Origin of the sequence: Bradyrhizobium sp. (genome assembly GCF_030646015.1) — a bacterium.
Classification (GTDB): Bacteria; Pseudomonadota; Alphaproteobacteria; order Rhizobiales; family Xanthobacteraceae; genus Bradyrhizobium.
In genome coordinates this window covers 52118-73065 of the sequence record NZ_JAUSLT010000039.1, presented here as the reverse complement: position 1 = coordinate 73065, position 20948 = coordinate 52118, and the positions used below count along the sequence as shown (strand labels likewise).

Genomic DNA, 20948 nt, shown 5'->3' with positions numbered 1-20948 from the left:
GCGCCGATCGCCTGCTCGCGGACGCGATCGACGAAGCTTCTGACAACGTCGAGCGAGACGTCGGCCTCGAGCAGCGCGCGGCGCACCTCGCGCATCGCGGCATCGACATCCTTTTCGGACAGCGCACCGCGCCCCGTCAGTGTATCGAGGATGCCACCAAGCTTTTCCGACAGATTGTCGAACAATTCCGCAGTCCTTCTTCACCTCTCCCCGCCTGCGGGGAGAGGTCGGATCACATCGCAGATGTGATCCGGGTGAGGGGGTGCCGGAGCAGAAGCAAGCAAGAGCCCCTCACCCCGGCCCTCTCCCCGCAAGAGCGGGGCGAGGGAGAAGATAGTCCAAACAATTTTGCGCCCGAGGGCGCATCGCGCTGTCGGGCGTTGACCTCCGGCCTCCAGGGCCGGGCGGCGGGTCGAAAAGAACGTCTCTTCGAGAAGTGGCGGGATTTACAGCGCCGGACGGCGATAAGTCAAGGTTTTGGCTGCATTGCGTCCCGCCCGAAGGCCCCGTTCAGGCCGCCGCGGCGTCGTATTGCTGCTGCGACTGCGTCACCTGTTCCATGTGGGTTTCCGCCCAGATCCGTAAGTTGTCGACGGTGGCCGACAGGGTCTGGCCCAGCGGCGTGATCGAATATTCTACCGTGACCGGCACGGTGGCGATCGCCCGGCGGCTGACAAGTCCGTCGCGCTCGAGGCTTTTCAGGGTTTGGGAGAGCATTTTTTGCGAAATGCCCTCGATCTGGCGCCGCAACTGGTTGAAGCGCACCGGGCCGTCGCCGAGCAGGCCGAGCACCAGGACCGCCCATTTGTCGGCAATGCGGTCCAGCACCATCCGGGTGGGGCAGGTATCGGCGTAGGCGTTGCCGTTTCGGGGTACGGACGTCATGGCGGTCTCCTGGAGGTAACCAGCTTACAAGAAGGTGCCTTCTTCACAGCTGCTGTCCATTTCAATAGCTAGTCTCCATTAGTTACCACATGGAGGCTACAAATGAAAATCGCTTTGATCGGCGCCACCGGGAATGCCGGATCCCGCATTCTCGCCGAACTGTCCCGCCGCGGCCACGCCGTCACCGCCATCGCCCGCAACCCTGCAAGAATTCCGGAGCTGAAGGGCGTGACGCCGCTGCAGGCCGATGCCAACGATGTCGCCGGCCTCGCTGCCGCGCTGCGGGGGCACGACGTCGTCATCAGCTCGGTGCATTTCACCGAGAGCGATCCGAACAAGTTGATCGAGGCGGTGCAGGCGGCCGGCGTCGGCCGCTATCTGGTGGTCGGCGGCGCCGGCAGCCTCGAGGTGGCGCCCGGCGTGAAGCTGATCGATACGCCGCAATTTCCCGCGATCTACAAGACCGAGGCCGCGGCGGGCGGCGCGTTCCTCGACCTGCTGCGCCAGCAAACTAGGCTGGACTGGACGTTTCTGTCGCCCTCGGCAATGTTCGTGGCGGGCGAGCGCACCGGAAAATTCCGGCTCGGCGGCGATCAACTGCTGACCACCGAAAAGGGCAGCAGCATTTCGTTCGAGGATTATGCAATTGCCATGGCCGACGAGATCGAAAAGCCGGCCCATTCGCGCCAACGCTTCACGGTGGGGTATTGAGAGCGGCGCGTTTCCTCGCCGGGTGAAATCGACGCACGCGTTGTAAATTTCCCCGACTCTGCTCAAATAATGATTCGGCTGCGGGCTTGTCCGCAGCCGTTGTCATGTCCGATTGGTGTTTCCGCCACGTGTCCCTCACCCGCCGCCGGCTTCTCACCGTCGTCGCCAGCCTGGCAGCCGGAGCCGGACTGTCAGCCTCTTGGGCCTCTCGCATGAAGATCTATGACGGTCCCGTTTCCGACCATTTCGACGGCACGCAATTTTTCGATCCCGACGGGGTGCCGCCGAAATCGCTGGGCGAAGTGCTGCGCTGGCAGTTTGGCGGAGACCGGCAGCGCGCGATATGGCCGGAATGGGCGCCGAGCCCGCATGCCGACACCCCGCCGCCACGCGTCGATGGCGACAAGGTCCGGTTGTCGTTTGTCGGCCACGCCAGCTGGCTGATCCAGACGTCAGGGCTGAACATCCTGATCGACCCGGTGTGGTCCGTGCGGGTTTCGCCGGTGAGTTTTGCAGGTCCGAAGCGGCGCAACGATCCCGGCATCGCGTTCGACGCGCTGCCGCCGATCGATGTCGTGCTGGTATCGCACGGCCATTACGATCATCTCGACCTCGCGACGCTGTCGAAACTATCAGCGAAATTTGCCCCGCGCGTGGTCACGCCGCTCGGCAACGATCTCACCATGCGCAGCGCCGACGCCGCGATCAAGGCCGAGGCGTTCGACTGGCACGACCGCATCGAACTCGGCGGCGGCCTCGCGGTGACGCTGGTGCCGACGCGGCACTGGACGGCGCGCGGCCTGTTCGATCGCAACAAGGCGCTGTGGGCCAGCTTCGTATTGGAGACGCCGGCGGGCAAGATCTATGTCGTCTGCGATTCCGGCTATGGCGAGGGCGCGCATTTCCGAAAGGTCGCCGAAAAGCATGGCCCGTTGCGGCTGGCGATCCTCCCGATCGGCGCCTATGAGCCGCGTTGGTTCATGAAGGACCAGCACATGAACCCGGCCGACGCCGTCAACGCGCTGGCCGATTGCGGCGCCGAGCAGGCGCTGGCGCATCATCACGGCACGTTTCAGCTCACCGACGAGGCGATCGACGCGCCGGTCAGAGATCTGCATGCGGCGCTCGACGAAGCGGAGCTTCCGCGCGAGAAGTTTGTGGCGCTCAAGCCGGGGCAGGTGTTCGAGGTGTAGAAAGCTCGTCGTCCCGGCCAAGCGAGCAACGCGAGCGCTGAGCCGGGACCTATAGCCACCGATCTGAATTATCGGAAAAGCTGGAGCAACAGCTCGGCGCAACAACGAAAGCCGGTGTTTATGGGTCCCCGCGTTCGCGGGGACGACGAGCTATTCCTTCGGCTTGATGGCCCAGGACACGCTGACCGTCACCGAAAGCGTCTCTTCGCCCTGCGCCACCGGAGCTGATGCCACCATGCCGGCGGACATCTTGCGGTAGGGCATTGGAGGCGCGCTGCCCTCTTCCGAAATGCTGAGCGGCGCGCCGAGCGTCACACCGGCGGCCTTGGCATAGATCTCGGCCTTGCGGCGGGCATCGGCGACGGCCTTGTCGCGCGCCTCGTCGAGCAGCTTCGAGGCCTGCGACACCATGAAGTTGATGCCGCCGATCTCGTTGGCGCCGGCGCCCACCAGCGTATCGATCACATTGGCGACCTTGCTGACGTCGCGCACCCGGATGGTCACGCGATTGCTGGCGCGGTAGCCGACGACGGGAGAGGGGCCCGGGCGGTTCGGCGCATATTGCGGCTGCAGCGACAGCCGCGAGGTCTGCACATCCTTCTGGTCGATGCCGGCGGCCTTCAGCGCCTGCAGCACCTTGCCCATTGCCGTGTTGTTGGCGTCGGACGCCTCGCGCGCGGTTTTCGCCTCCGAGGTGACGCCACCGTCGACCAGCGCCAGATCGGGCGGTACCGAGACGTTCGCCTCCCCGGTGACGGAAATCGCCGGGGGCGGAACGGTCTGCGCCGGCGCGGGCGCGGCGAACAGGGTGACCGCGGCGATGGCGCCGGCGAAAACAGGACGCTGCTTCACAAGATTCACTTGGGGCGTCACTTCAGCGGCACGTAGACGTTGATGATCAACTTGTCTTCCGCGGTCTTCAGGGGATCGGTGATGTATTCCTCGATGAAGGTGTCCTTGGCCTCCAGCTTCTTCTCGTCGAGGTGATTGGTGATCGCCTCGTAGGTGTTGTCCATATTGTCGTAGGAGCCGCGATGGACGAATTTCAGCGCCTTGCCGTCGGGCGATTTGCCGATGCTCATGTCCTTGGTCAGGTTTTTCGGATCCTGCTCGATCGGGATTTCGGCGAGGAAGGTGAAGCCGCTGTCGTCGGTCGAGGTATAGACGATGATCGAATTGCCTGAGGGCTTGATGCCCTGCTTGTCGAGCAGCGTGGTCAGCGCCTTGAACGAATCGATCAGGGTGTCGAAGGCCGAATCCCAGTTGGCGGTGCCCTTGATGATGACGACCTTCTTGGCTTCCAGCGTGATCTGTTCGCCGAACGGATCCGCGGTCTGAACCGGCGCCGGGGCCGGCGGGACGGCCGGGGTTTGCGCGGTCGCCGGCGGCGTTGCGGGTGGGGCCGCGGGGCTTGCCACCGGCGCAGGGGTTTCCGACGGCGCCGGGGCGGGTGTTGCTGACGGAGCGGGCACCGGTGTCGCCGGACTGCTCGCCGCGGGAGGCCCCGGCGCAGCCGACGGGCTTGCCGCGGGTGCCGGCGATTGCGCCAGCGCGGCGCACCCCCAGGCCAATGCCGCGACCGGGATCAGCGCGATGCGAAAACAGTTCCTGAAATTCATTCGGTGTCCCCATAGCCGTGCAGACTGGCGTTCGCGGGCCTCGCCCTGGATCAGGCCGGCAAAACGCAACGCAGCAATGTTAGCACGCGAGGCCCGATTTCGTCCCATGACAGATATGTCATGCGCGCCCCCGCCGGGCGCAGGGTGCCGACACAGATTTGCCGCACTGGCCAATCCGCCCGTCTTCGCCATATAAGACAGGCATAATTGACGGAAATACGATGAGCGCGCTCGCCAACCACGCATTCGCCAAGATGAACGGCATCGGCAACGAGATTGTCGTGGTCGACCTGCGCGACGCGCCTGCCGCCGTCACGCCGGAGGACGCGCGCGCGGTCGCCTCGCCGGCCGGCGTGCACTACGACCAGCTGATGGTGCTGCAGCCGCCGCGTCTGGTGGGCACCGAGGCCTTCATCCGGATCTACAACAATGACGGCTCCGAATCCGGTGCCTGCGGCAACGGCATGCGCTGCGTGGTGCGCCGGCTGTTCGAAAAGACCGGCCAGACCGCCGTCACCTTCGAGACCCGGGCCGGCCTGCTGAATTGCTGGCAGGGGCCGGCGCCCGATCTCTACACCGTCGACATGGGCGTCCCAAAATTCGGCTGGAAGGACATCCCGCTGGCGGAAGAATTTCGCGACACCCGCTACATCGAATTGCAGGTCGGGCCGATCGATGCGCCGATCCTGCATTCGCCATCGGTGGTCTCGATGGGTAATCCGCACGCGATCTTCTGGGTCGACGACGTCAATGGCTATGATCTCGCCCGCTTCGGACCGCTCCTGGAAAACCACCCGATTTTCCCCGAGCGCGCCAATATCACGCTGGCCCATATCGTCGATCGCGATCACATCACGATCCGCACCTGGGAGCGCGGCGCGGGACTGACGAAAGCCTGCGGCTCGGCGGCCTGCGCCACCGCGGTGGCGGCGGCGCGGCTCAAGCGCACCAACCGCGTCGTGCAGATCGCGCTGCCCGGCGGCGAGCTTGCGATCGAATGGCGCGAGGGCGACGATCACGTGCTGATGACGGGCACGGCGACGTTTGAGTATGAGAGCCAGTTCGATCCCGCTTTGTTTGCCCACGTCGCCTGACCATGGGCGTCGACATCGTCACCTTCGGCTGCCGTCTCAACGCGTTCGAATCCGAGGTGATTCTGCGCGAGGCCGAGCGGGCCGGGCTCACCGACACCATCGTCATCAACAGCTGCGCGGTGACCAACGAGGCCGTTGCCCAGGCGCGGCAATCGATCCGGCGACTGAAGCGCGAACGTCCCTCGGCGCGCATTGTCGTGACCGGCTGCGCGGCACAGACGCAAGCCGCGATGTTCGCCGACATGGCCGAGGTCGATCGCGTCGTCGGCAATGACGACAAGATGCAGGGGCAAGCCTGGCGCAATGCGCGCGCCGCGTTCGACGCGGCGCCGGCATTCGGCATCGGGGCCAGTGAAAAGATCGCGGTCGCCGATATCATGGCGGTCAGGGAGATGGCGCCGCATCTGCTGGAAGGCTTTGCCAAGGGCCTGCCGCGGGTGTTCGTGCAGGTGCAGAACGGCTGCGATCACCGCTGCACCTTCTGCATCATCCCCTATGGCCGCGGCAATTCGCGCTCGGTGCCGATGGGGGCGGTGGTCGATCAGGTCCGCGCGCTGACCGAACGCGGCCACGCCGAGATCGTGCTGACCGGGGTCGACCTCACCAGCTATGGCGCTGATCTGCCGGGGGCTCCCAAGCTCGGAGCGCTGACAAAACAGATCCTGCGCCATGTGCCAGAGCTGAAGCGCCTGCGGATTTCATCGATCGATCAGGTCGAGGTCGATCGCGACCTGCTCGACGTGATCGCGGATGACGCGCGGCTGATGCCGCATCTGCATCTGTCGCTGCAATCCGGCGACGACATGATCCTGAAGCGGATGAAGCGGCGGCATTCCCGCGCCGATGCGATCGATTTCTGCGCACAGGTGCGGCGGCTGCGGCCGGACATCGCGCTCGGCGCCGATATCATCGCGGGATTTCCGACCGAGTCCGAGGAGATGTTCGGGCGTTCGCAGGATCTGGTCGAAGAGTGCGGCCTGACCTTTCTGCACGTGTTCCCCTATTCGCCGCGGCCGGGCACGCCGGCGGCGCGGATGCCGCAGGTCAACGGCAACGCGATCAAGCAGCGCGCCAAGCGGCTGCGCGCGACCGGCGAGGCCGCGCTGCAGAAGCGGCTGGCGTCGGAAGCGGGCGCAGTGCGCCAGGTGCTGATCGAGAGCCCGACGCAGGGCCGCACCGAACATTTTCTGCCGGTGGCAATTGCGGGCGAAGTGCCGGGCGCGGTGCGGGCGTTGACGATGACGGGGCATGATGGGGCGCGACTCTTCCCTTCTCCCCTTGTGGGAGAAGGTGGCGCGAAGCGCCGGATGAGGGGTTCTCTCAGCGGGCAGTGTGCCGGCTGAACCAACCCCTCACCCGTCGCGATGCTTCGCATCGCGCCACCCTCTCCCACAAGGGGAGAGGGAAGGAAACGAGCGTCACTACTCCCCGTTCCAGCCACACATGCGCAGCCGCTCATGCAGATGCTTCGGCGCCGGCGCCACCACGCGCACCGGCTCCTTGTTCTTCGAAATCGGAATCACGATCTCGCGGGAATGCAGATGCAGGGTCGGCTCGCCAAAACGGGGGCCGCTGCCGTAGATGTTGTCGCCGAAGATCGGCCAGCCCGATGCCGAGGTGTGGACCCGCAATTGATGGGTGCGGCCGGTGACCGGCTCCAGCGCGAGCCAGCTCAGGCCACCACCGCGCCCCAGCACCTTCCAGTTGGTGATCGCCGTCTGGCCCTCGGGGTCGGGTTTCTGCCACCAGCCGCGCTCGGCATTGAGGCGGCCGAGCGGCATGTCGATGGTGCCTTCATTTTCAGCAGGGCCACCCTCGACCACAGCCCAATAGGTCTTCGAAATCTTGCCATGCTTGAACAACAGGCCGAGCGAGGCCGTGGCCTTGCGGTGGCGTCCCAGCACGAGACAGCCCGAGGTGTCGCGGTCGAGCCGGTGGGCCAGCACCGGCGGCCGCGGCAGACCGAAGCGCAAGGCGTCGAACGAGGTTTCCAGATTGGCGCCGCCCTTGGGGCCGCGGTGCACCGGCAGCCCCGCCGGCTTGTCGATCACCAGCATCAGCCCGTCGCGATGGAGCACGCGGGACTGGATTTCCTCCGCGGTCAATTCGGGAACCGGGATCGTTTGGTCGAGACTTTCGCTCATGGCGCGAAACCGCTAACACACCGCCAGCATGAACGACACTCCGGAAAAGACAAAACTGAGCTGGTGGCGGCGGCTGTCCAGCGGGCTGAAGCGCACCTCGAGTTCGCTCGGGACCGCGGTCGCCGATCTCGTCACCAAGCGCAAGCTCGACCGCGCCATGCTCGAGGATATCGAGGATGTGTTGCTGCGCGCCGATCTCGGCACCGAGGTGGCGGCACGGATTGCGGCCGCGGTCGGCCACGGCCGTTACGACAAGACGATCTCGGCGGATGACGTGAAGGCCGTGGTGGCGACCGAAGTCGAGAAGGTTTTGACGGCGGTGGCAAAACCGCTTGTCATCGACGCGGCGCTAAAGCCGTTCGTCATTCTGGTGGTCGGGGTCAACGGGTCCGGCAAGACCACCACCATCGGCAAGCTCGCCGCCAAGCTGGCAGCCGAAGGCCGCAAGGTGATGCTGGCCGCCGGCGACACGTTTCGCGCCGCCGCGATCGAGCAGTTGAAGATCTGGGGCGAGCGCACCAAATCGCCGGTCATCGCGGCCACGCAGGGCTCGGATTCCGCCAGCCTCGCCTTCAACGCGCTGACCGCGGCGCGCGAGCAACAGCGCGACGTGCTGCTGATCGATACCGCCGGCCGGCTGCAGAACAAGGCCGAGCTGATGAACGAGCTCGAAAAGGTGGTTCGCGTCATCAGGAAGGTCGACGCCTCGGCGCCGCATGCGGTGCTATTGGTGCTCGATGCCACGGTGGGACAAAATGCGCTGTCGCAGGTCGAGGCGTTTCATCGTACCGCAGGTGTGACGGGGCTTGTGATGACAAAGCTCGACGGCACCGCGCGGGGCGGCATCCTGGTGGCGCTGGCCGAGAAGCACAAACTGCCGGTGCACTTTATTGGTGTCGGCGAGGGCATCGATGACCTCGCGCCGTTCACCGCACGGGATTTCGCGCAGGCGATCGCCGGGATAGAAGGCTGACATGGACAAAACCACGCCGCATCCGCTGTTCAAGCTCGCGACCGAACTCGGTCCGCTGATGATTTTCTTCGTCGCCAACGCCAAGTTCAACCTGTTCGTCGCCACCGGGGCGTTCATGGTGGCGGTGACCGCGGCGATGATCGCGTCCTATGTGGTGACGCGGCATGTTCCGATGATGGCGATCGTGACCGCCGTCGTCGTCATCGTGTTCGGCACTCTCACGCTGGTGCTGCACGACGAGACCTTCATCAAGATGAAGCCGACGATCGTCTATTCGCTGTTCGCGGCGATCCTCGGCGGCGGGCTGATGTTCGGCCGCTCCTTCATCGCCATCATGTTCGACCAGATGTTCAACCTCACGCCGCAGGGCTGGCGCGTCCTGACGCTGCGCTGGGCGCTATGGTTTCTCGCCATGGCCGTCCTGAACGAGGTGATCTGGCGCACCCAGAGCACCGATTTCTGGGTCGGCTTCAAGGTGTTCGGCATGGTGCCGCTGACGATGCTGTTTGCGATTGCGCAGATGCCGCTGATCAAGCGCTATCATCTGGAGCCGGCCTCGCTGGAAGAAAGCGAAGCCGAAGCGGGCGATGTGACGAAGGGGTGAAGCGGTGTCCCGGACGCGGTGCAGCGTTCTTCACGATGCACCGCAGAGCCGGGACCCACGTCGAGGCGATGTTGTGTGGCATGGACCCCGGATCAGCAGCGCACCGCTTCCGCGCTGCGCTGCGTCCGGGGAACGGAAACCTCAGCTCTTCTGCTTGGCGATGATCTTGTCCTTGATGCCGTCATAGGTCTTCTGCGGCACGATGTCCTTGTTGACCAGGTCGTCCTTGCCCTTGTAGGGGCGGCCCGCGACGATCTTGGCCGAATAGGCCTTGCCGATGCCCGGCAGCTCGGCGAGCTGATCGGCGGTCGCCGTGTTGATGTCGAGCAATTCGACTTTGGGAGCCGGCGCCATTTTCGATTCGGTGGCCGGCGCCTTCGCGGGAGCGGCCGGAGCCATCTTACTGTCGGATTTGGCGGCGGGTTGAGTGGCCTGAGCCAGGACAGGTGTCGCTGTCAGCAGGCCAAGGGTGAGCGCAGTTGCAGCAAGTGAAGCAAGCGTGAAATGACGCATTTGGGTGTCCCTCCAAGGACTGTTTAAGTAACGCCATCAAGCTAGCTTCGAATTCGTGGCGGCGCCATGGCCGCCAAATGAACGGCAGATAAAAGCGGAAATTTATTTGGCCTCGTTATTCCGGGTTCGCTCACTTCGCTCGCGCCCCGGAATGACGTCGAGGGTTAACCCCCCGCTTTCAGCGCCTTCTCGATCTCTGCCTTCAGCACGGTCTCAAAATTCGCCTTCGTCACCGGGCCGACCATCTTGTAGAGAATCGTACCCTCGCGCCCAACGACAAAGGTCTCGGGCACGCCGTAGACGCCCCATTCGATCGAGCCGCGGCCGTTGCCGTCGACGCCGACGAAGCCGAACGGATTGCCGTAGCGGCCGAGGAAGCGCCGGGCGTTGTCGGGCGAGTCCTTGTAGTTGATGCCGACGAGCTGCAGCCGCTTGTCCTTGCCGAGCTCGGTCAGCAGCGGCGCCTCGTCGTGGCAGGGCACGCACCAGGACGCCCAGACATTGACGACGCTGACCTTGCCCTTGAAGGCGGCCGGATCGAGCCCGGGCACCTGGACGCCGTTTTGGATCAGGCCCTCCAGCTGTGGCAGCGCCGTTTGCGGCGCCGGCCGGCCGATCAAGGCGGAGGGGATTTGCGAGGGATCGCCGCCATAGAGCCGCACCAGGAACAGGCCGGCAACCGCCATGAAGCCGAGCAGCGGCAACGCCACCAGCCAGCGCCGGCGGCGCGGCGCGGCGCCCGGGATCGAGGGCTCGCCCATCAGATGTCCGCCACGCCGCGGCCGGAGCGCCTGGTCACGCCGCTGGCCTCGAGTTCGCGCAGGCGCGCCTTCTGGCGGCGATAGTCGATCGCGATCCAGACGATCAGGATCAGCACCACGGCGGTTGCCAGCGCGTAGGACGTCACGACGAAGGAGGCGTGGGGACCTGATAACATCGCGGTCACGCCGAACGCCGGCTGGCTTGCATCATCTGCAAGCTGCGCACCCGGCGGCGCAGGATCTCGTTGCGCATCGCCGCCAGATGCAGCGTGACGAACAACAGCGAGAACGCCACCGCCATCACCAAAAGCGGAATCAAAAAGGTGCGGTCGAGCGAAGGTCCGCCCATCCGCAGCACCGACGCCGGCTGGTGCAGCGTGTTCCACCAGTCCACCGAGAATTTGATGATCGGCAGATTGAGGGCGCCGACCAGCGTCAGGATCGCGGCGGCGCGTGCCGCGCGCGACGGGTCTTCCACCGCGCGCCACAGCGCGATCAGGCCGAGATACATCAGGAACATGATCAGCACCGAGGTCAGCCGCGCATCCCATTCCCAGTAGGTGCCCCACATCGGCCGCCCCCACAGCGCGCCCGTGACCAGCGCCAGAAAGGTGAAGGCCGCGCCGATCGGGGCGGCGGCCTTGGCGGCGACATCGGCCAGCGGATGCCGCCATACCAGCGTGCCGAGGGCGGCAAGGCTCATCACGCCCCAGACGAACATCGCGAGCCAGGCGTTGGGCACGTGGATGAACATGATCTTGACGGTCGCGCCCTGCTGGTAGTCGTCGGGCGCCATCGCCGCCTGGTAGAGGCCAACCAGCAGCAGGATGGCGGTCGCGGCCGCAAGCCACGGCAAAATCCGCGCGGTCAGGCTGAGGAACCGGGTCGGGTTGGCGAGATCGATCAGCGTCATGGCATCCCTGATAGTCGCCGCGGTCGCGGCAGGCAATCCGACTTCGTTTGTTTCATTTTGTCTCAGCTAGAGTTGATCAGTATCAATCCAGCCCGTGCCGCAGGCTCGCCGCCGCTGCGAACGGTCCAATGACAAGACTGACCAGCGATAGCGCGCACAGGATCGAAAACGGCGTTCCGAACTCCAGCGGACCTGATATCGCGGCCTGCGAGGCGGCGACGCCGAAAATCAGCACCGGGATCGACAGCGGCAGCACCAGCACGGCCAGCAGCAGCCCGCCGCGATGCAGCGTCACGGCCAGTGCGGCGCCGATCATGCCGGTGAAGGTCAGCGCCGGCGTGCCCGCCAGCAGGGTCAGCGCCACCGCCGCCGTTGCCGTCGCATCGAGGTTCAACAACAGGCCGAGCACCGGGGTGGCGAGGATCAGCGGCACCCCCGCGGCCAGCCAGTGCGCCAGCGCCTTCGCGGCACAGGTCAGTTCCAGCGGCGTGCGGCTCATCACGATCAGGTCGAGCGAGCCGTCCTCATGGTCGGCCATGAACAGCCGGTCGAGGGTGAGCAGGCTCGCCAGCAGCGCGCCGAGCCAGAGAATCGCAGGCCCCAGCCGCGTCAGCAAGGCGAGGTCGGGCCCGACCGCGAACGGCATCAGCACCACCACGGTGAGGAAGAACAGGACGCCGATCAGTGCGCCGCCGCCGACCCGCAGCGCGATTTTGATGTCCCGTCGAATCAACGCAGCCAGCGCGGTCATGCCGCGCCCCCGATCCGGAACTCGCGTGCGGCAATGCCGAGGGGGGCATGGGTCGCTGCGATAATCAGGCCGCCGCGGGCCAGATGATCGCCCATCAGGGTGGCGAACATCGCCTGCCCCGAGGTGTCGAGCGCGTTGGTGGGCTCGTCCAGCAGCCAGATCGGCCGCCTTGCGGCGAGCAGGCGGGCGATCGAGAGCCGTCGCCGCTGCCCGGCCGACAGAAACGCTGCCGGCAGCGAAGCTGCATGGTCGAGCCCCACGGTGGCCAGGCATTCCGCCAGGTCGAAGGGCTCTCCGCCAAGAAATTCCCGCCAGAAGGCGAGGTTTTCCATGACGCTGAGGGCAGGTTTGAGCGCGTCGCGGTGGCCGAGAAAGTGGGCCTGTTCGGGCAGGGTAAGTTCTCCCTCGCCCCCTTCGAGACCGATCGACCCGCCCTCCGGGGTCAGCAGGCCCGCGATCAACCGCAATAGCGAGGTCTTGCCGGAGCCGTTGCGGCCGGTGACGGCCAGCGCCTCGCCGGCGGACGCCGCGAAATCGAGGCCCGAGAACACCTCCCGGCCACCCCGCACACATCTGACGCCGCTTCCCGAGAGCCGCATTCTGGCCTTTCACAGCCCTTTGGAAACTATGGGTACCGCAGCAGAATTTGTGGGTACCGCCATGCTGCAGCACGCTTGCCGGTGTGGCGGTGCTCCTAGAAAGATTCTATAAGCCGGAACTTGATGCAGCACACAATCGGCGGCTGCAAGCCACCAAGCTTAGGCCTCTCCGACGGTGCCTAAATACCTTTGCCGGGTATAACTGACAATTGGGATTGCCACACATGACCTCGCTCGACAGCTTCAAATGCCAAAAGACCCTCAAGGTTGGTGGCAAGACCTACGTCTATTACAGCCTGCCCGCCGCCGAGAAGAACGGTCTGAAGGGAATTTCCAAGCTTCCTTACTCCATGAAGGTGCTGCTGGAAAACCTGCTGCGCAATGAAGACGACCGCTCGGTCAAGAAGGCGGACATCATCGCGGTCTCGAAGTGGCTGAAGAAGCGCAAGCTCGAGCATGAAATCTCGTTCCGCCCGGCGCGGGTGCTGATGCAGGATTTCACCGGCGTGCCGGCGGTGGTCGATCTCGCGGCGATGCGCAATGCGATGCAGGCGCTCGGCGGCGACGCCGAGAAGATCAATCCGCTGGTGCCGGTCGATCTCGTCATCGACCACAGCGTGATCGTGAACTTCTTCGGCGACAACAAGGCGTTCGGCAAGAACGTTGTCGAGGAATACAAGCAGAACCAGGAACGCTACGAATTCCTGAAATGGGGCCAGAAGGCGTTTTCGAACTTCTCGGTGGTGCCGCCCGGCACCGGCATCTGCCATCAGGTCAATTTGGAATATCTCGCGCAGACGGTCTGGACCCGCAAGGACAAGATGACGGTCGGCAAGAAGAAGGGCACCTTCGAGGTGGCCTATCCCGACACCCTGGTCGGCACCGATTCGCACACCACCATGGTCAACGGCCTCGCCGTGCTCGGCTGGGGCGTCGGCGGTATCGAGGCAGAAGCCGCGATGCTCGGCCAGCCGCAGTCGATGCTGCTGCCGGAAGTGATCGGCTTCAAGCTCAAGGGCGCGCTGAAGGAAGGCGTCACCGCCACCGACCTGGTGCTGACCGTGACGCAGATGCTGCGCAAGCAGGGCGTGGTCGGAAAGTTCGTCGAATTCTTCGGCCCTGGTCTCGATCACCTCTCGGTCGCCGACAAGGCGACCATCGGCAACATGGCGCCGGAATATGGTGCGACCTGCGGCTTCTTCCCGGTCGATGCCGCGACCATCGATTATCTGAAAACCTCGGGCCGCAAGGCTGACCGCGTCGCGCTGGTGACCGCCTACGCCAAGGCGCAGGGCATGTTCCGCACTGCCAAGTCGCCCGATCCGGTGTTTACCGAAACCCTGACGCTCGATCTCGCCGACGTGGTGCCGTCGATGGCCGGCCCGAAGCGCCCGGAGGGCCGCGTCGCGCTGCCCGCGGTCGCCGCAGGCTTCGCCGCGGCGATGACCAGCGAATACAAGAAGGCCGTCGAGGCCTCGAAGCGCTATGCGGTGGAAGGCCGCAATTTCGATCTCGGCCATGGCGACGTGGTGATCGCGGCGATCACCTCCTGCACCAACACGTCCAATCCGAGCGTGCTGATCGGCGCCGGCCTGCTGGCGCGCAACGCCGCCGCGAAGGGCCTCACTTCAAAGCCCTGGGTGAAAACCTCGCTGGCGCCGGGCAGCCAGGTGGTCGCGGAATATCTTTCCAATTCCGGACTGCAGCTCGCGCTCGACAAGGTCGGCTTCAACCTGGTCGGCTTCGGCTGCACCACCTGCATCGGCAATTCCGGCCCGCTGCCGGAAGATATTTCGAAGTCGATCAACGACAACGGCATCATCGCCGCCGCCGTGCTGTCGGGTAACCGCAATTTCGAGGGCCGCGTCAGCCCCGACGTGCAGGCCAACTATCTCGCCTCGCCGCCGCTGGTCGTCGCCTATGCGCTGGCGGGAACGGTTACGAAAGATCTCTCGGTCGAGCCGATCGGCATCGGCAAGGACGGCAAGCCGGTGTACCTGCGGGACATCTGGCCGACCACCAAGGAGATCAACGCCTTCATGAAGAAGTACGTCACCGCGGCGATCTTCAAGAAGCGCTACGCCGACGTGTTCAAGGGCGACACCAACTGGCGCAAGATCAAGACCGTCGAGAGCGAGACCTATCGCTGGAACATGAGCTCGACCTATGTGCAGAACCCGCCCTATTTCGAAGGCATGAAGAAGGAGCCGGAGCCGATCATCGACGTCGTCGACGCGCGGATCCTGGCGATGTTCGGCGACAAGATCACCACCGACCACATCTCGCCGGCCGGCGCGATCAAGCTGACCTCGCCCGCCGGCAAATACCTCAGCGAGCACCAGGTGCGTCCGGCCGACTTCAACCAGTACGGCACGCGGCGCGGCAACCATGAGATCATGATGCGCGGCACGTTTGCAAATATCCGCATCAAGAATTTCATGTTGAAGGGCGCCGATGGGAATATCCCCGAGGGCGGCCTGACAAAACATTGGCCCGACGGCGAGCAGATGTCGATCTACGACGCCGCGATGAAGTACCAGGCGGAGCAAGTGCCGCTGGTGGTTTTCGCCGGTGCCGAATACGGCAACGGCTCATCGCGCGACTGGGCCGCGAAGGGAACGCGGCTGCTCGGCGTCCGCGCCGTGATCTGCCAGAGCTTCGAGCGTATTCACCGCTCCAACCTGGTCGGGATGGGCGTGCTGCCGCTGACCTTCGAGGACGGCACGTCGTGGACCTCGCTCGGATTGAAGGGTGACGAGACCGTGACGATCCGTGGCTTGCAGGGCGATCTGAAGCCGCGGCAGAAACTGGTCGCTGATATCGTCTCTGCCGACGGCACTCTGCGCAGCGTTTCGCTGCTGTGCCGCATCGATACCCTCGACGAACTCGAATATTACCGTAACGGCGGCATCCTGCATTACGTGCTGCGCAAGCTGGCCGCGTAATCGTGATCGATGCCTCACCGCTAAGTGAGTGGCGAGTGACGGGAAGGCGGCCTATGAAGGGCCGCCTTCGCGCGTTTAAGCCGCAAATCTTAACGGCCAGATCCTAATGGCCTTGACGCGAATGCCGGTCGGTCCTTTGGTATGACAGTGTTGATGGCCTATAACTCTATTTCGCGATGGTCGGGGGCGCTTGGCGTCTGCGCCATTGTCGCGATCATCCGTCCCGCCCATGCCGACCCGCGCGCGGTGGTCGAGCTGTTCACGTCGCAGGGATGCTCGTCATGTCCGCCCGCCGACAAGATCATCGGCGAACTGGCCAGGGATCCCAACGTGATCGCGCTGAGCATGCCGATCGACTACTGGGATTATCTCGGCTGGAAGGACACGCTGGCGGATTCGCGCTTCAGCGCGCGGCAGAAGGCCTATTCGGCGGCGCGCGGCGATCGCAACGTCTACACGCCGCAGGTCATCGTCAATGGATCGGTGCAGGTGATCGGCAGCGATCGCGCCAAGATCGACGGCGCGATCGGCGACACCGCGAAGGCCGACGGCGTGATGTCGGTGCCGGTGTCGATCACGCTGTCCGGCAAGCAGGTGACCGTTTCGGTGGCCGCCTCCACCAAAGGCCCCGCCGCTTCTCTTGGCGAAGTCTGGATCTGTTCGGTCACCAGGGAAGTGCCGATCGCGATCGGGAAGGGCGAGAATCGCGGCCAGAAGGTCACCTACCACAATGTGGTGCGCAACCTGCTCAAGGTCGGTGACTGGAACGGCGCTGCCGGCAGCTGGACCGTGCCGCTGGAAAATATCTCCCGCGAAGGCATCGATACCGCAGTGGTGTTTGTCCAGGGCGGCAGCCGCGAAAAGCCCGGCGCGATGCTGGGCGCCGCCTCCGCGTCGCTGCACTGAATTCCAAACGACTGAAATCAAAAAAATTGTCATTCCGGGGCGCGAGCAAAGCGAGCGAGCCCGGAATCCATAACCACGATCGAGAGTATGGATTCCGGGCTCGCGCGGAGCCTGTCATCGGGCCGCGCTTTGCGCGGACCCGTTGGCGCGCCCCGGAATGACAGCGCCCCAAAAGAAAAAGGACCAACTTTCGTTGGCCCAGTATGGGGATAAACTATCCTGCGAACAGGCCCGATCCCGACTGCCCCGGGGGGCTGGGGGCTGAGGAATCCGGAGCTGAAAGGACCGGGCCAACGCAGGATTTATTTATCGCAACCTGAAAGGGCGGTCGCTTGGCGGAAGTAGGGCGGTATTATGATTCCGCTAACGTTCCCGTGACGATGTTTTGCGGGGCCGGAACCGTGGGTCGTGGGTGAATTCGATCGCCGGGGCCTCTTGCAGCCGCGCCCGGTTGGCGCGATCATGTCGGAGTGATGACAGGAGGCGCCCATGAGCTCAATGTCGGAGGAAGCTGATCCAAGCGAAACCCGCGCGGCGGCGCGCAATGCCGCTGCGAGTCCGCTGCCGGGCCTTGTGACGTTCAATCGTATCGAACTCAATCGCATTCTGAATCTGTACGGGCGCATGGTCGCCGACGGCGAATGGCGCGACTACGCCATCGACTTTCTGAAGGACCGCGCGGTGTTCTCGGTGTTCCGCCGCGCCTCGGAAGTTCCGATCTACCGCATCGAGAAAGATCCGCGGCTGGCGCGCAAGCAGGGAATCTACAGCGTGATCTCGGCGAGCGGGCTGATCCTGCGCCGCGGCCATGAACTCGATCGCGTGCTGCTGGTGATCGACCGCAAGCTGGCGGTGGTGTAGGGCGCTTTACCGGGTCCTCTTCCCGAAGAGCGGCGGCTTCGGATTCCGCGTTGCTTGACCGCATCCCCCGATGAGCGGCAGCGCGGCATTCGCCGCGGCCAAGGCATGGCGGACGAAGTTGCCGGCGTCCTCGCTAACCCTGCTAAGCTGTCAGGTAGCGCGCAACTTTCTCCCGCACGCTTGCGAGATGGGTAAAAAGCGCGACATGGCCGGCGCGCTCGATGAGAAGGCCTTCAGCGCCGGCGATAACCCCCAGAACTACTTCTGCGTGGGAAACCGGTACGATATCGTCAGATCGTCCATGGACCACGAGCGTCGGCGCCGAGATGCTCTCAAGGGCGATAGGGCCCAGCGAACCAAACCGGGCAATGTCGTTGATTCTGCCCGGCAGCCGGTCGGCAAGACGATCGAACACGCTGGCCTGCAATGCACGAAGCAATGGGCCGGCGACCGGATCGTCCATGGTGCTCGCTCGCAGCACAGGATCGGGGATCGCCCTCGCCGCCGCGGCCTCCGGATTTCGCCGCGCCCGCCATCCCAGGAATGCCGACAGGCCGGGAACCCGAGCGAACCTGGCCATGACGCGCAACCGCGACAGAATCTCGGCGGGCGTATCGAGGTGGCCGGCGCAGGCCGAGACGAGGATCAGCGCGCGGCAGCGCTCGGGATGTCGGATTGCAAACTGAAGCGCCGACGGTCCGCCAGCGGATACCGCAGCGACGACTGTCGAGGCGATGTCGAGCCGATCGAGCAGCCCCGCAAAGGCATCCGCCTGATCCTCTGGGCTCCCGCCGACCGAAAGTCCCGTGCCGAGATAGCCCGGACGCGACACCGCGATGACACGGTGCCTGCGCTCATCCGCAATCAGCGCGCGCGCGAGCAGTGTCGATTGATCATGGCCGCCCATGCCGCCATGGAGGGCGAGAAGCGGAGCTCCCGCACCAGCCACGGCGCATTCTATCGGGCCCCTGGCGGTCTCGACGATAGCTGGCCCGCTCATGCCGAAGCGATCCTCAGACGGCGGATCAGCGCCACGGCGTCGGCCGACGGCCGACGCTCCACGCGACGATAGACATGGCAGTCCGGGGTCCGCACCAGCAGGTTTGCATCGCAGAGCGCGCGCCGCAGAAGAGCATGGTCGCCGAAGAGGTGGCGTTCATTCAGGAATGCGTTGACCTCCCGCTCGGAGAAGGTCTCGGTTGCCGGAAAGGCCGCCCACAGTGGCCAGAGGCACTCGTCCTGATGGCTTGCTTTTCCCGGCCAGCGGATCAGTCGGCCGTTCGGGTCGAAATGACGGGCGATGCGTTCGACTCGCCTGTAGTCGACTGGCTCTGGCACGGCCGGCTCGGAGGAAAGCCGCATCGCTGCGCAGGCCTGGGCGCGGAAATGCTGATAGTTCCGATAGCCGACGGCACGCGCCAGAATATTGAGCAATTCGACGTGGCCGGGCGGATGCTCGCGGCCCTCAAGCTGGACGCGCAACGATCTAGCGACTGCGGCTATGTCTGCCGCCAGAAGGGGGAAAGACGTTCGTGACATGGCTCATCCTCATTGCGCCCGTTCCCTGAGGGATGTCGGAAGTCACCGTCTTGCGACGCGGCACAGGATGACGTGTGAATGGAGTCTCGATCGCAGGTTTAGCTCCCCTTGCGGGGCGGTGACGTCTGGGTGAACTGCGGACCCTGAAATTGCTTCCTATAATGGGAAGCGACCGAAATCAAGGCGCGGGCAGCCCGGCTGCCGGGCCCCGCAGGTCGCCGCAAGATTCTCCGTTGGCGTTCGGCTCACCGATCGTACCGGCCCAATCCGTATCCCGTAGAGCGACAATGTTGTGACAAGGCAGGCTAGCCCGCCGGCAGCGTCGTGCTCCCGTCTCCCAGCGCGCGCTGCATCATCACGGTGTCGAGCCAGCGGCCGAATTTGAAGCCGACATCGGGATGGGTCCCGATCATCTGAAATCCGCATCTGGTGTGGACGCCTATCGATCCGGCGTTGGCGGAATCGCCGATCACCGCGATCATCTGGCGATAGCCGCGCGCTTCGCATTCGGCGATCAGCCGCTGCAGCAATTGCAGCCCGACCCCGCGGCGGTGGATCGCCGGCTGCAGGTAGACCGAATTTTCCACCGTGAAGCGATAGGCCGGCCGTGGCCGGTAGGCGCCGGCGTAGGCATATCCGATCACGCGGCCTTCGAGGCTGGCGCTGAAATAGGGAAAGCCGCCGTCCATCAGCACGTCGAAGCGCCGGGTTATCTCGGTGAGGTCGGGCGGGATCAATTCGAAGGTCGCGGTGCCGTAGCGGACCGCGTGTTCGTAGATCTCGGTGATGGCGGGCAGGTCGGCCGCGGTGGTGGGCCTGATCTCGAGAGTTTGCATGGGGCGGAGATTAGAATCTTTTTTGGCGAAGTGAAATTCGGTTTGTCAGGGCCGCGGTCTTCTTCCCCTCTCCCCTTGTGGGAGAGGGTGGCCGCGACGCGAAGCGGCGCGGACGGGTGAGGGGTCTGTCTCCGCGGATCGAGACCCCTCATCCGGCGCTTCGCGCCACCTTCTCCCGCAAGGGGAGAAGGGAAGAAAAAGAAAAGCCCCGGCCGTGAGGCCGGGGCTCGAATTACTCGCCTGAGCGAGCGGTCAGTCGCGCTGACCGAGCAACTGCAGCAGCAGCGTGAACAGGTTGATGAAGTTCAGGTAGAGCGACAATGCGCCGGTAATCGCCGCACGCTCCGCCACTTCACCGCCCTCCGAGGCGTAGCCGTAGATGTACTCGTTCTTCAGCCGCTGGGTATCCCAGGCGGTGAGGCCCGCGAACACCAGCACGCCGACCACCGACACGATGAACTGCAGCATCGAGCTGGCGAGGAAGATGTTGACCACGCTCGCGATGATGATGCCGAACAGGCCCATGATCAGGAACGAGCCCATGCCGCTCATGTCACGCTTGGTGGTGTAGCCGTACAGGCTCAGCGCACCGAACGTGGCCGCGGTGATGAAGAACACCCGCACGATCGAGGTGTGCGTGTACACCAGGAAGATCGACGACAGCGAGATGCCCATCAGCGCGGCGAACGCCCAGAACATCAGCTGTGCCGTGGCGGGCTTGAGCCGGTTGATGCCGAACGAGATCGCGAACACCATGGCGAGCGGCGCCAGGATGAACACCCATTTCAACGGGCTTGCGAACATCATGTGGCCGAACGAGGTCAGGAACTGGCCTTCGGCGACCCGGAAGGCCGCACCGGTTGCCGACCTGAACGCCTCGGCCATGTCGCTGGTGACGGCGAATTTATAGACACCGAGCGCGGCAAGGCCGGTGATGGCCAGGCCGATCGCCATATAGTTGTAGATGCTCAGCATATAGGAGCGCAGACCGGCGTCGACGGTCGCAGCGTCAATGCGCCCGGCGGCCCGGCCGAAAGGAGAAGCGTAGTTGCGGTCTAGGTCCGACATTGTCGAATTCCCGTTGGTTGGCCCGGCGCAGCA

24 protein-coding genes are annotated in these 20948 nt (G+C 64.7%); 9 read left to right on the top strand and 15 right to left on the bottom strand.

Annotated features, from left to right (window positions below; genetic code table 11):
- Both Q7T45_RS06175 and Q7T45_RS06170 read right to left on the bottom strand, forming a co-directional pair.
- Positions 1–185 (bottom strand): signal recognition particle receptor subunit alpha (locus tag Q7T45_RS06175; RefSeq protein ID WP_304868796.1); only part of this gene is annotated, 185 nt, incomplete at its 3' end.
- Positions 186–510: 325 nt separating this feature from the next.
- On the bottom strand, positions 511–885 hold the full coding sequence (locus tag Q7T45_RS06170) for a helix-turn-helix domain-containing protein (RefSeq protein ID WP_304868794.1): 375 nt from the start codon (positions 883–885) through the stop codon (positions 511–513).
- A 102-nt stretch (positions 886–987) separates the two neighbouring features.
- Between Q7T45_RS06170 and Q7T45_RS06165 the strand changes: the two genes are divergently transcribed.
- Both Q7T45_RS06165 and Q7T45_RS06160 read left to right on the top strand, forming a co-directional pair.
- Positions 988–1596, top strand: coding sequence for an NAD(P)-dependent oxidoreductase (locus Q7T45_RS06165; protein ID WP_304868791.1), 609 nt, complete (start codon positions 988–990; stop codon positions 1594–1596).
- Between the two features lie 128 nt (positions 1597–1724).
- Positions 1725–2789 (top strand): MBL fold metallo-hydrolase, encoded by a 1065-nt coding sequence (locus Q7T45_RS06160; protein WP_304868788.1) that lies wholly within the window; start codon positions 1725–1727, stop codon positions 2787–2789.
- Positions 2790–2939: 150 nt separating this feature from the next.
- On the opposite strand, the gene Q7T45_RS06155 is transcribed toward Q7T45_RS06160, so the two are convergent.
- Complete coding sequence (locus tag Q7T45_RS06155; protein ID WP_304868806.1) at positions 2940–3641, bottom strand: SIMPL domain-containing protein; 702 nt, start codon at positions 3639–3641, stop codon at positions 2940–2942.
- A gap of 17 nt (positions 3642–3658) precedes the next feature.
- A complete protein-coding gene (locus tag Q7T45_RS06150) occupies positions 3659–4408 on the bottom strand; it encodes a GyrI-like domain-containing protein (protein WP_304868786.1) in 750 nt (249 codons plus the stop codon).
- 221 nt (positions 4409–4629) lie between these two features.
- On the opposite strand from Q7T45_RS06150, the gene dapF reads away from it, so the two are divergent.
- Positions 4630–5502, top strand: a complete 873-nt coding sequence (gene dapF, locus Q7T45_RS06145; protein WP_304868784.1) for a diaminopimelate epimerase — start codon at positions 4630–4632, stop codon at positions 5500–5502.
- Between the two features lie 2 nt (positions 5503–5504).
- On the top strand, positions 5505–6845 hold the full coding sequence (mtaB, locus tag Q7T45_RS06140) for a tRNA (N(6)-L-threonylcarbamoyladenosine(37)-C(2))-methylthiotransferase MtaB (RefSeq protein WP_304868782.1): 1341 nt from the start codon (positions 5505–5507) through the stop codon (positions 6843–6845).
- Between the two features lie 78 nt (positions 6846–6923).
- Here the strand turns inward: mtaB and Q7T45_RS06135 are convergent, their stop codons facing one another.
- Positions 6924–7646, bottom strand: a complete 723-nt coding sequence (locus Q7T45_RS06135) for an RluA family pseudouridine synthase (RefSeq protein ID WP_304868780.1) — start codon at positions 7644–7646, stop codon at positions 6924–6926.
- Positions 7647–7674: 28 nt separating this feature from the next.
- Between Q7T45_RS06135 and ftsY the strand changes: the two genes are divergently transcribed.
- The gene (gene ftsY / locus Q7T45_RS06130; RefSeq protein ID WP_304868777.1) at positions 7675–8619 is read left to right on the top strand and encodes a signal recognition particle-docking protein FtsY; all 945 of its coding nucleotides are present in this window, start codon (positions 7675–7677) and stop codon (positions 8617–8619) included.
- A gap of 1 nt (position 8620) precedes the next feature.
- Positions 8621–9223, top strand: a complete 603-nt coding sequence (locus Q7T45_RS06125) for a septation protein A (protein WP_304868775.1) — start codon at positions 8621–8623, stop codon at positions 9221–9223.
- Positions 9224–9364: 141 nt separating this feature from the next.
- On the opposite strand, the gene Q7T45_RS06120 is transcribed toward Q7T45_RS06125, so the two are convergent.
- The 6 genes from Q7T45_RS06120 to ccmA all read right to left on the bottom strand — a co-directional run bounded on the left by Q7T45_RS06120 (position 9365) and on the right by ccmA (position 12760).
- Complete coding sequence (locus Q7T45_RS06120; protein ID WP_304868773.1) at positions 9365–9736, bottom strand: helix-hairpin-helix domain-containing protein; 372 nt, start codon at positions 9734–9736, stop codon at positions 9365–9367.
- A 164-nt stretch (positions 9737–9900) separates the two neighbouring features.
- Complete coding sequence (locus Q7T45_RS06115) at positions 9901–10497, bottom strand: DsbE family thiol:disulfide interchange protein (protein ID WP_304868771.1); 597 nt, start codon at positions 10495–10497, stop codon at positions 9901–9903.
- A complete protein-coding gene (gene ccmD, locus Q7T45_RS06110) occupies positions 10497–10673 on the bottom strand; it encodes a heme exporter protein CcmD (RefSeq protein ID WP_304868804.1) in 177 nt (58 codons plus the stop codon). Before ccmD ends, Q7T45_RS06115 begins: the two co-directional genes overlap by 1 nt.
- Positions 10674–10678: 5 nt before the next feature.
- Complete coding sequence (locus tag Q7T45_RS06105) at positions 10679–11410, bottom strand: heme ABC transporter permease (protein ID WP_304868802.1); 732 nt, start codon at positions 11408–11410, stop codon at positions 10679–10681.
- Positions 11411–11492: 82 nt separating this feature from the next.
- Complete coding sequence (gene ccmB, locus Q7T45_RS06100; protein WP_304868770.1) at positions 11493–12161, bottom strand: heme exporter protein CcmB; 669 nt, start codon at positions 12159–12161, stop codon at positions 11493–11495.
- Positions 12158–12760 carry a heme ABC exporter ATP-binding protein CcmA gene (ccmA, locus tag Q7T45_RS06095; RefSeq protein ID WP_304868769.1) on the bottom strand — a complete coding sequence of 201 codons (603 nt, stop codon included), beginning with the start codon at positions 12758–12760 and terminating at the stop codon, positions 12158–12160. The genes ccmB and ccmA overlap by 4 nt, the downstream gene beginning before the upstream one ends.
- 224 nt (positions 12761–12984) lie before the next feature.
- Between ccmA and acnA the strand changes: the two genes are divergently transcribed.
- The 3 genes from acnA to Q7T45_RS06080 all read left to right on the top strand — a co-directional run bounded on the left by acnA (position 12985) and on the right by Q7T45_RS06080 (position 17472).
- Entirely contained in the window at positions 12985–15705 is a 2721-nt protein-coding gene (acnA, locus tag Q7T45_RS06090; protein WP_304868767.1) for an aconitate hydratase AcnA, read from the top strand.
- A gap of 141 nt (positions 15706–15846) precedes the next feature.
- Complete coding sequence (locus Q7T45_RS06085; RefSeq protein ID WP_304868765.1) at positions 15847–16611, top strand: thioredoxin family protein; 765 nt, start codon at positions 15847–15849, stop codon at positions 16609–16611.
- Positions 16612–17100: 489 nt separating this feature from the next.
- Positions 17101–17472, top strand: coding sequence for a DUF2794 domain-containing protein (locus Q7T45_RS06080; RefSeq protein WP_304868763.1), 372 nt, complete (start codon positions 17101–17103; stop codon positions 17470–17472).
- A gap of 142 nt (positions 17473–17614) precedes the next feature.
- On the opposite strand, the gene Q7T45_RS06075 is transcribed toward Q7T45_RS06080, so the two are convergent.
- The 4 genes from Q7T45_RS06075 to Q7T45_RS06060 all read right to left on the bottom strand — a co-directional run bounded on the left by Q7T45_RS06075 (position 17615) and on the right by Q7T45_RS06060 (position 20915).
- Positions 17615–18472, bottom strand: a complete 858-nt coding sequence (locus tag Q7T45_RS06075) for an alpha/beta fold hydrolase (protein ID WP_304868762.1) — start codon at positions 18470–18472, stop codon at positions 17615–17617.
- Entirely contained in the window at positions 18469–18954 is a 486-nt protein-coding gene (locus tag Q7T45_RS06070; protein WP_370691217.1) for a DUF2087 domain-containing protein, read from the bottom strand. Before Q7T45_RS06070 ends, Q7T45_RS06075 begins: the two co-directional genes overlap by 4 nt.
- 362 nt (positions 18955–19316) lie before the next feature.
- Positions 19317–19847 (bottom strand): GNAT family N-acetyltransferase, encoded by a 531-nt coding sequence (locus Q7T45_RS06065; RefSeq protein WP_304868758.1) that lies wholly within the window; start codon positions 19845–19847, stop codon positions 19317–19319.
- A gap of 252 nt (positions 19848–20099) precedes the next feature.
- A complete protein-coding gene (locus Q7T45_RS06060; protein ID WP_304868756.1) occupies positions 20100–20915 on the bottom strand; it encodes a Bax inhibitor-1/YccA family protein in 816 nt (271 codons plus the stop codon).
- Between the last annotated feature and the right edge of the window lie 33 nt (positions 20916–20948).

What these genes read in the sequence shown, in the direction of transcription:
- Q7T45_RS06170 (WP_304868794.1), bottom strand. Translation starts at nt 885, where the DNA reads ATGACGTCCGTACCCCGAAACGGCAACGCCTACGCCGATACCTGCCCC.
- Q7T45_RS06165 (WP_304868791.1), top strand. Translation starts at nt 988, where the DNA reads ATGAAAATCGCTTTGATCGGCGCCACCGGGAATGCCGGATCCCGCATT.
- Q7T45_RS06150 (WP_304868786.1), bottom strand. Translation starts at nt 4,408, where the DNA reads ATGAATTTCAGGAACTGTTTTCGCATCGCGCTGATCCCGGTCGCGGCA.
- dapF (WP_304868784.1), top strand. Translation starts at nt 4,630, where the DNA reads ATGAGCGCGCTCGCCAACCACGCATTCGCCAAGATGAACGGCATCGGC.
- mtaB (WP_304868782.1), top strand. Translation starts at nt 5,505, where the DNA reads ATGGGCGTCGACATCGTCACCTTCGGCTGCCGTCTCAACGCGTTCGAA.
- Q7T45_RS06135 (WP_304868780.1), bottom strand. Translation starts at nt 7,646, where the DNA reads ATGAGCGAAAGTCTCGACCAAACGATCCCGGTTCCCGAATTGACCGCG.
- ftsY (WP_304868777.1), top strand. Translation starts at nt 7,675, where the DNA reads ATGAACGACACTCCGGAAAAGACAAAACTGAGCTGGTGGCGGCGGCTG.
- Q7T45_RS06125 (WP_304868775.1), top strand. Translation starts at nt 8,621, where the DNA reads ATGGACAAAACCACGCCGCATCCGCTGTTCAAGCTCGCGACCGAACTC.
- Q7T45_RS06120 (WP_304868773.1), bottom strand. Translation starts at nt 9,736, where the DNA reads ATGCGTCATTTCACGCTTGCTTCACTTGCTGCAACTGCGCTCACCCTT.
- Q7T45_RS06115 (WP_304868771.1), bottom strand. Translation starts at nt 10,497, where the DNA reads ATGGGCGAGCCCTCGATCCCGGGCGCCGCGCCGCGCCGCCGGCGCTGG.
- ccmD (WP_304868804.1), bottom strand. Translation starts at nt 10,673, where the DNA reads ATGTTATCAGGTCCCCACGCCTCCTTCGTCGTGACGTCCTACGCGCTG.
- Q7T45_RS06105 (WP_304868802.1), bottom strand. Translation starts at nt 11,410, where the DNA reads ATGACGCTGATCGATCTCGCCAACCCGACCCGGTTCCTCAGCCTGACC.
- ccmB (WP_304868770.1), bottom strand. Translation starts at nt 12,161, where the DNA reads ATGACCGCGCTGGCTGCGTTGATTCGACGGGACATCAAAATCGCGCTG.
- ccmA (WP_304868769.1), bottom strand. Translation starts at nt 12,760, where the DNA reads ATGCGGCTCTCGGGAAGCGGCGTCAGATGTGTGCGGGGTGGCCGGGAG.
- acnA (WP_304868767.1), top strand. Translation starts at nt 12,985, where the DNA reads ATGACCTCGCTCGACAGCTTCAAATGCCAAAAGACCCTCAAGGTTGGT.
- Q7T45_RS06085 (WP_304868765.1), top strand. Translation starts at nt 15,847, where the DNA reads ATGACAGTGTTGATGGCCTATAACTCTATTTCGCGATGGTCGGGGGCG.
- Q7T45_RS06080 (WP_304868763.1), top strand. Translation starts at nt 17,101, where the DNA reads ATGAGCTCAATGTCGGAGGAAGCTGATCCAAGCGAAACCCGCGCGGCG.
- Q7T45_RS06075 (WP_304868762.1), bottom strand. Translation starts at nt 18,472, where the DNA reads ATGAGCGGGCCAGCTATCGTCGAGACCGCCAGGGGCCCGATAGAATGC.
- Q7T45_RS06065 (WP_304868758.1), bottom strand. Translation starts at nt 19,847, where the DNA reads ATGCAAACTCTCGAGATCAGGCCCACCACCGCGGCCGACCTGCCCGCC.
- Q7T45_RS06060 (WP_304868756.1), bottom strand. Translation starts at nt 20,915, where the DNA reads ATGTCGGACCTAGACCGCAACTACGCTTCTCCTTTCGGCCGGGCCGCC.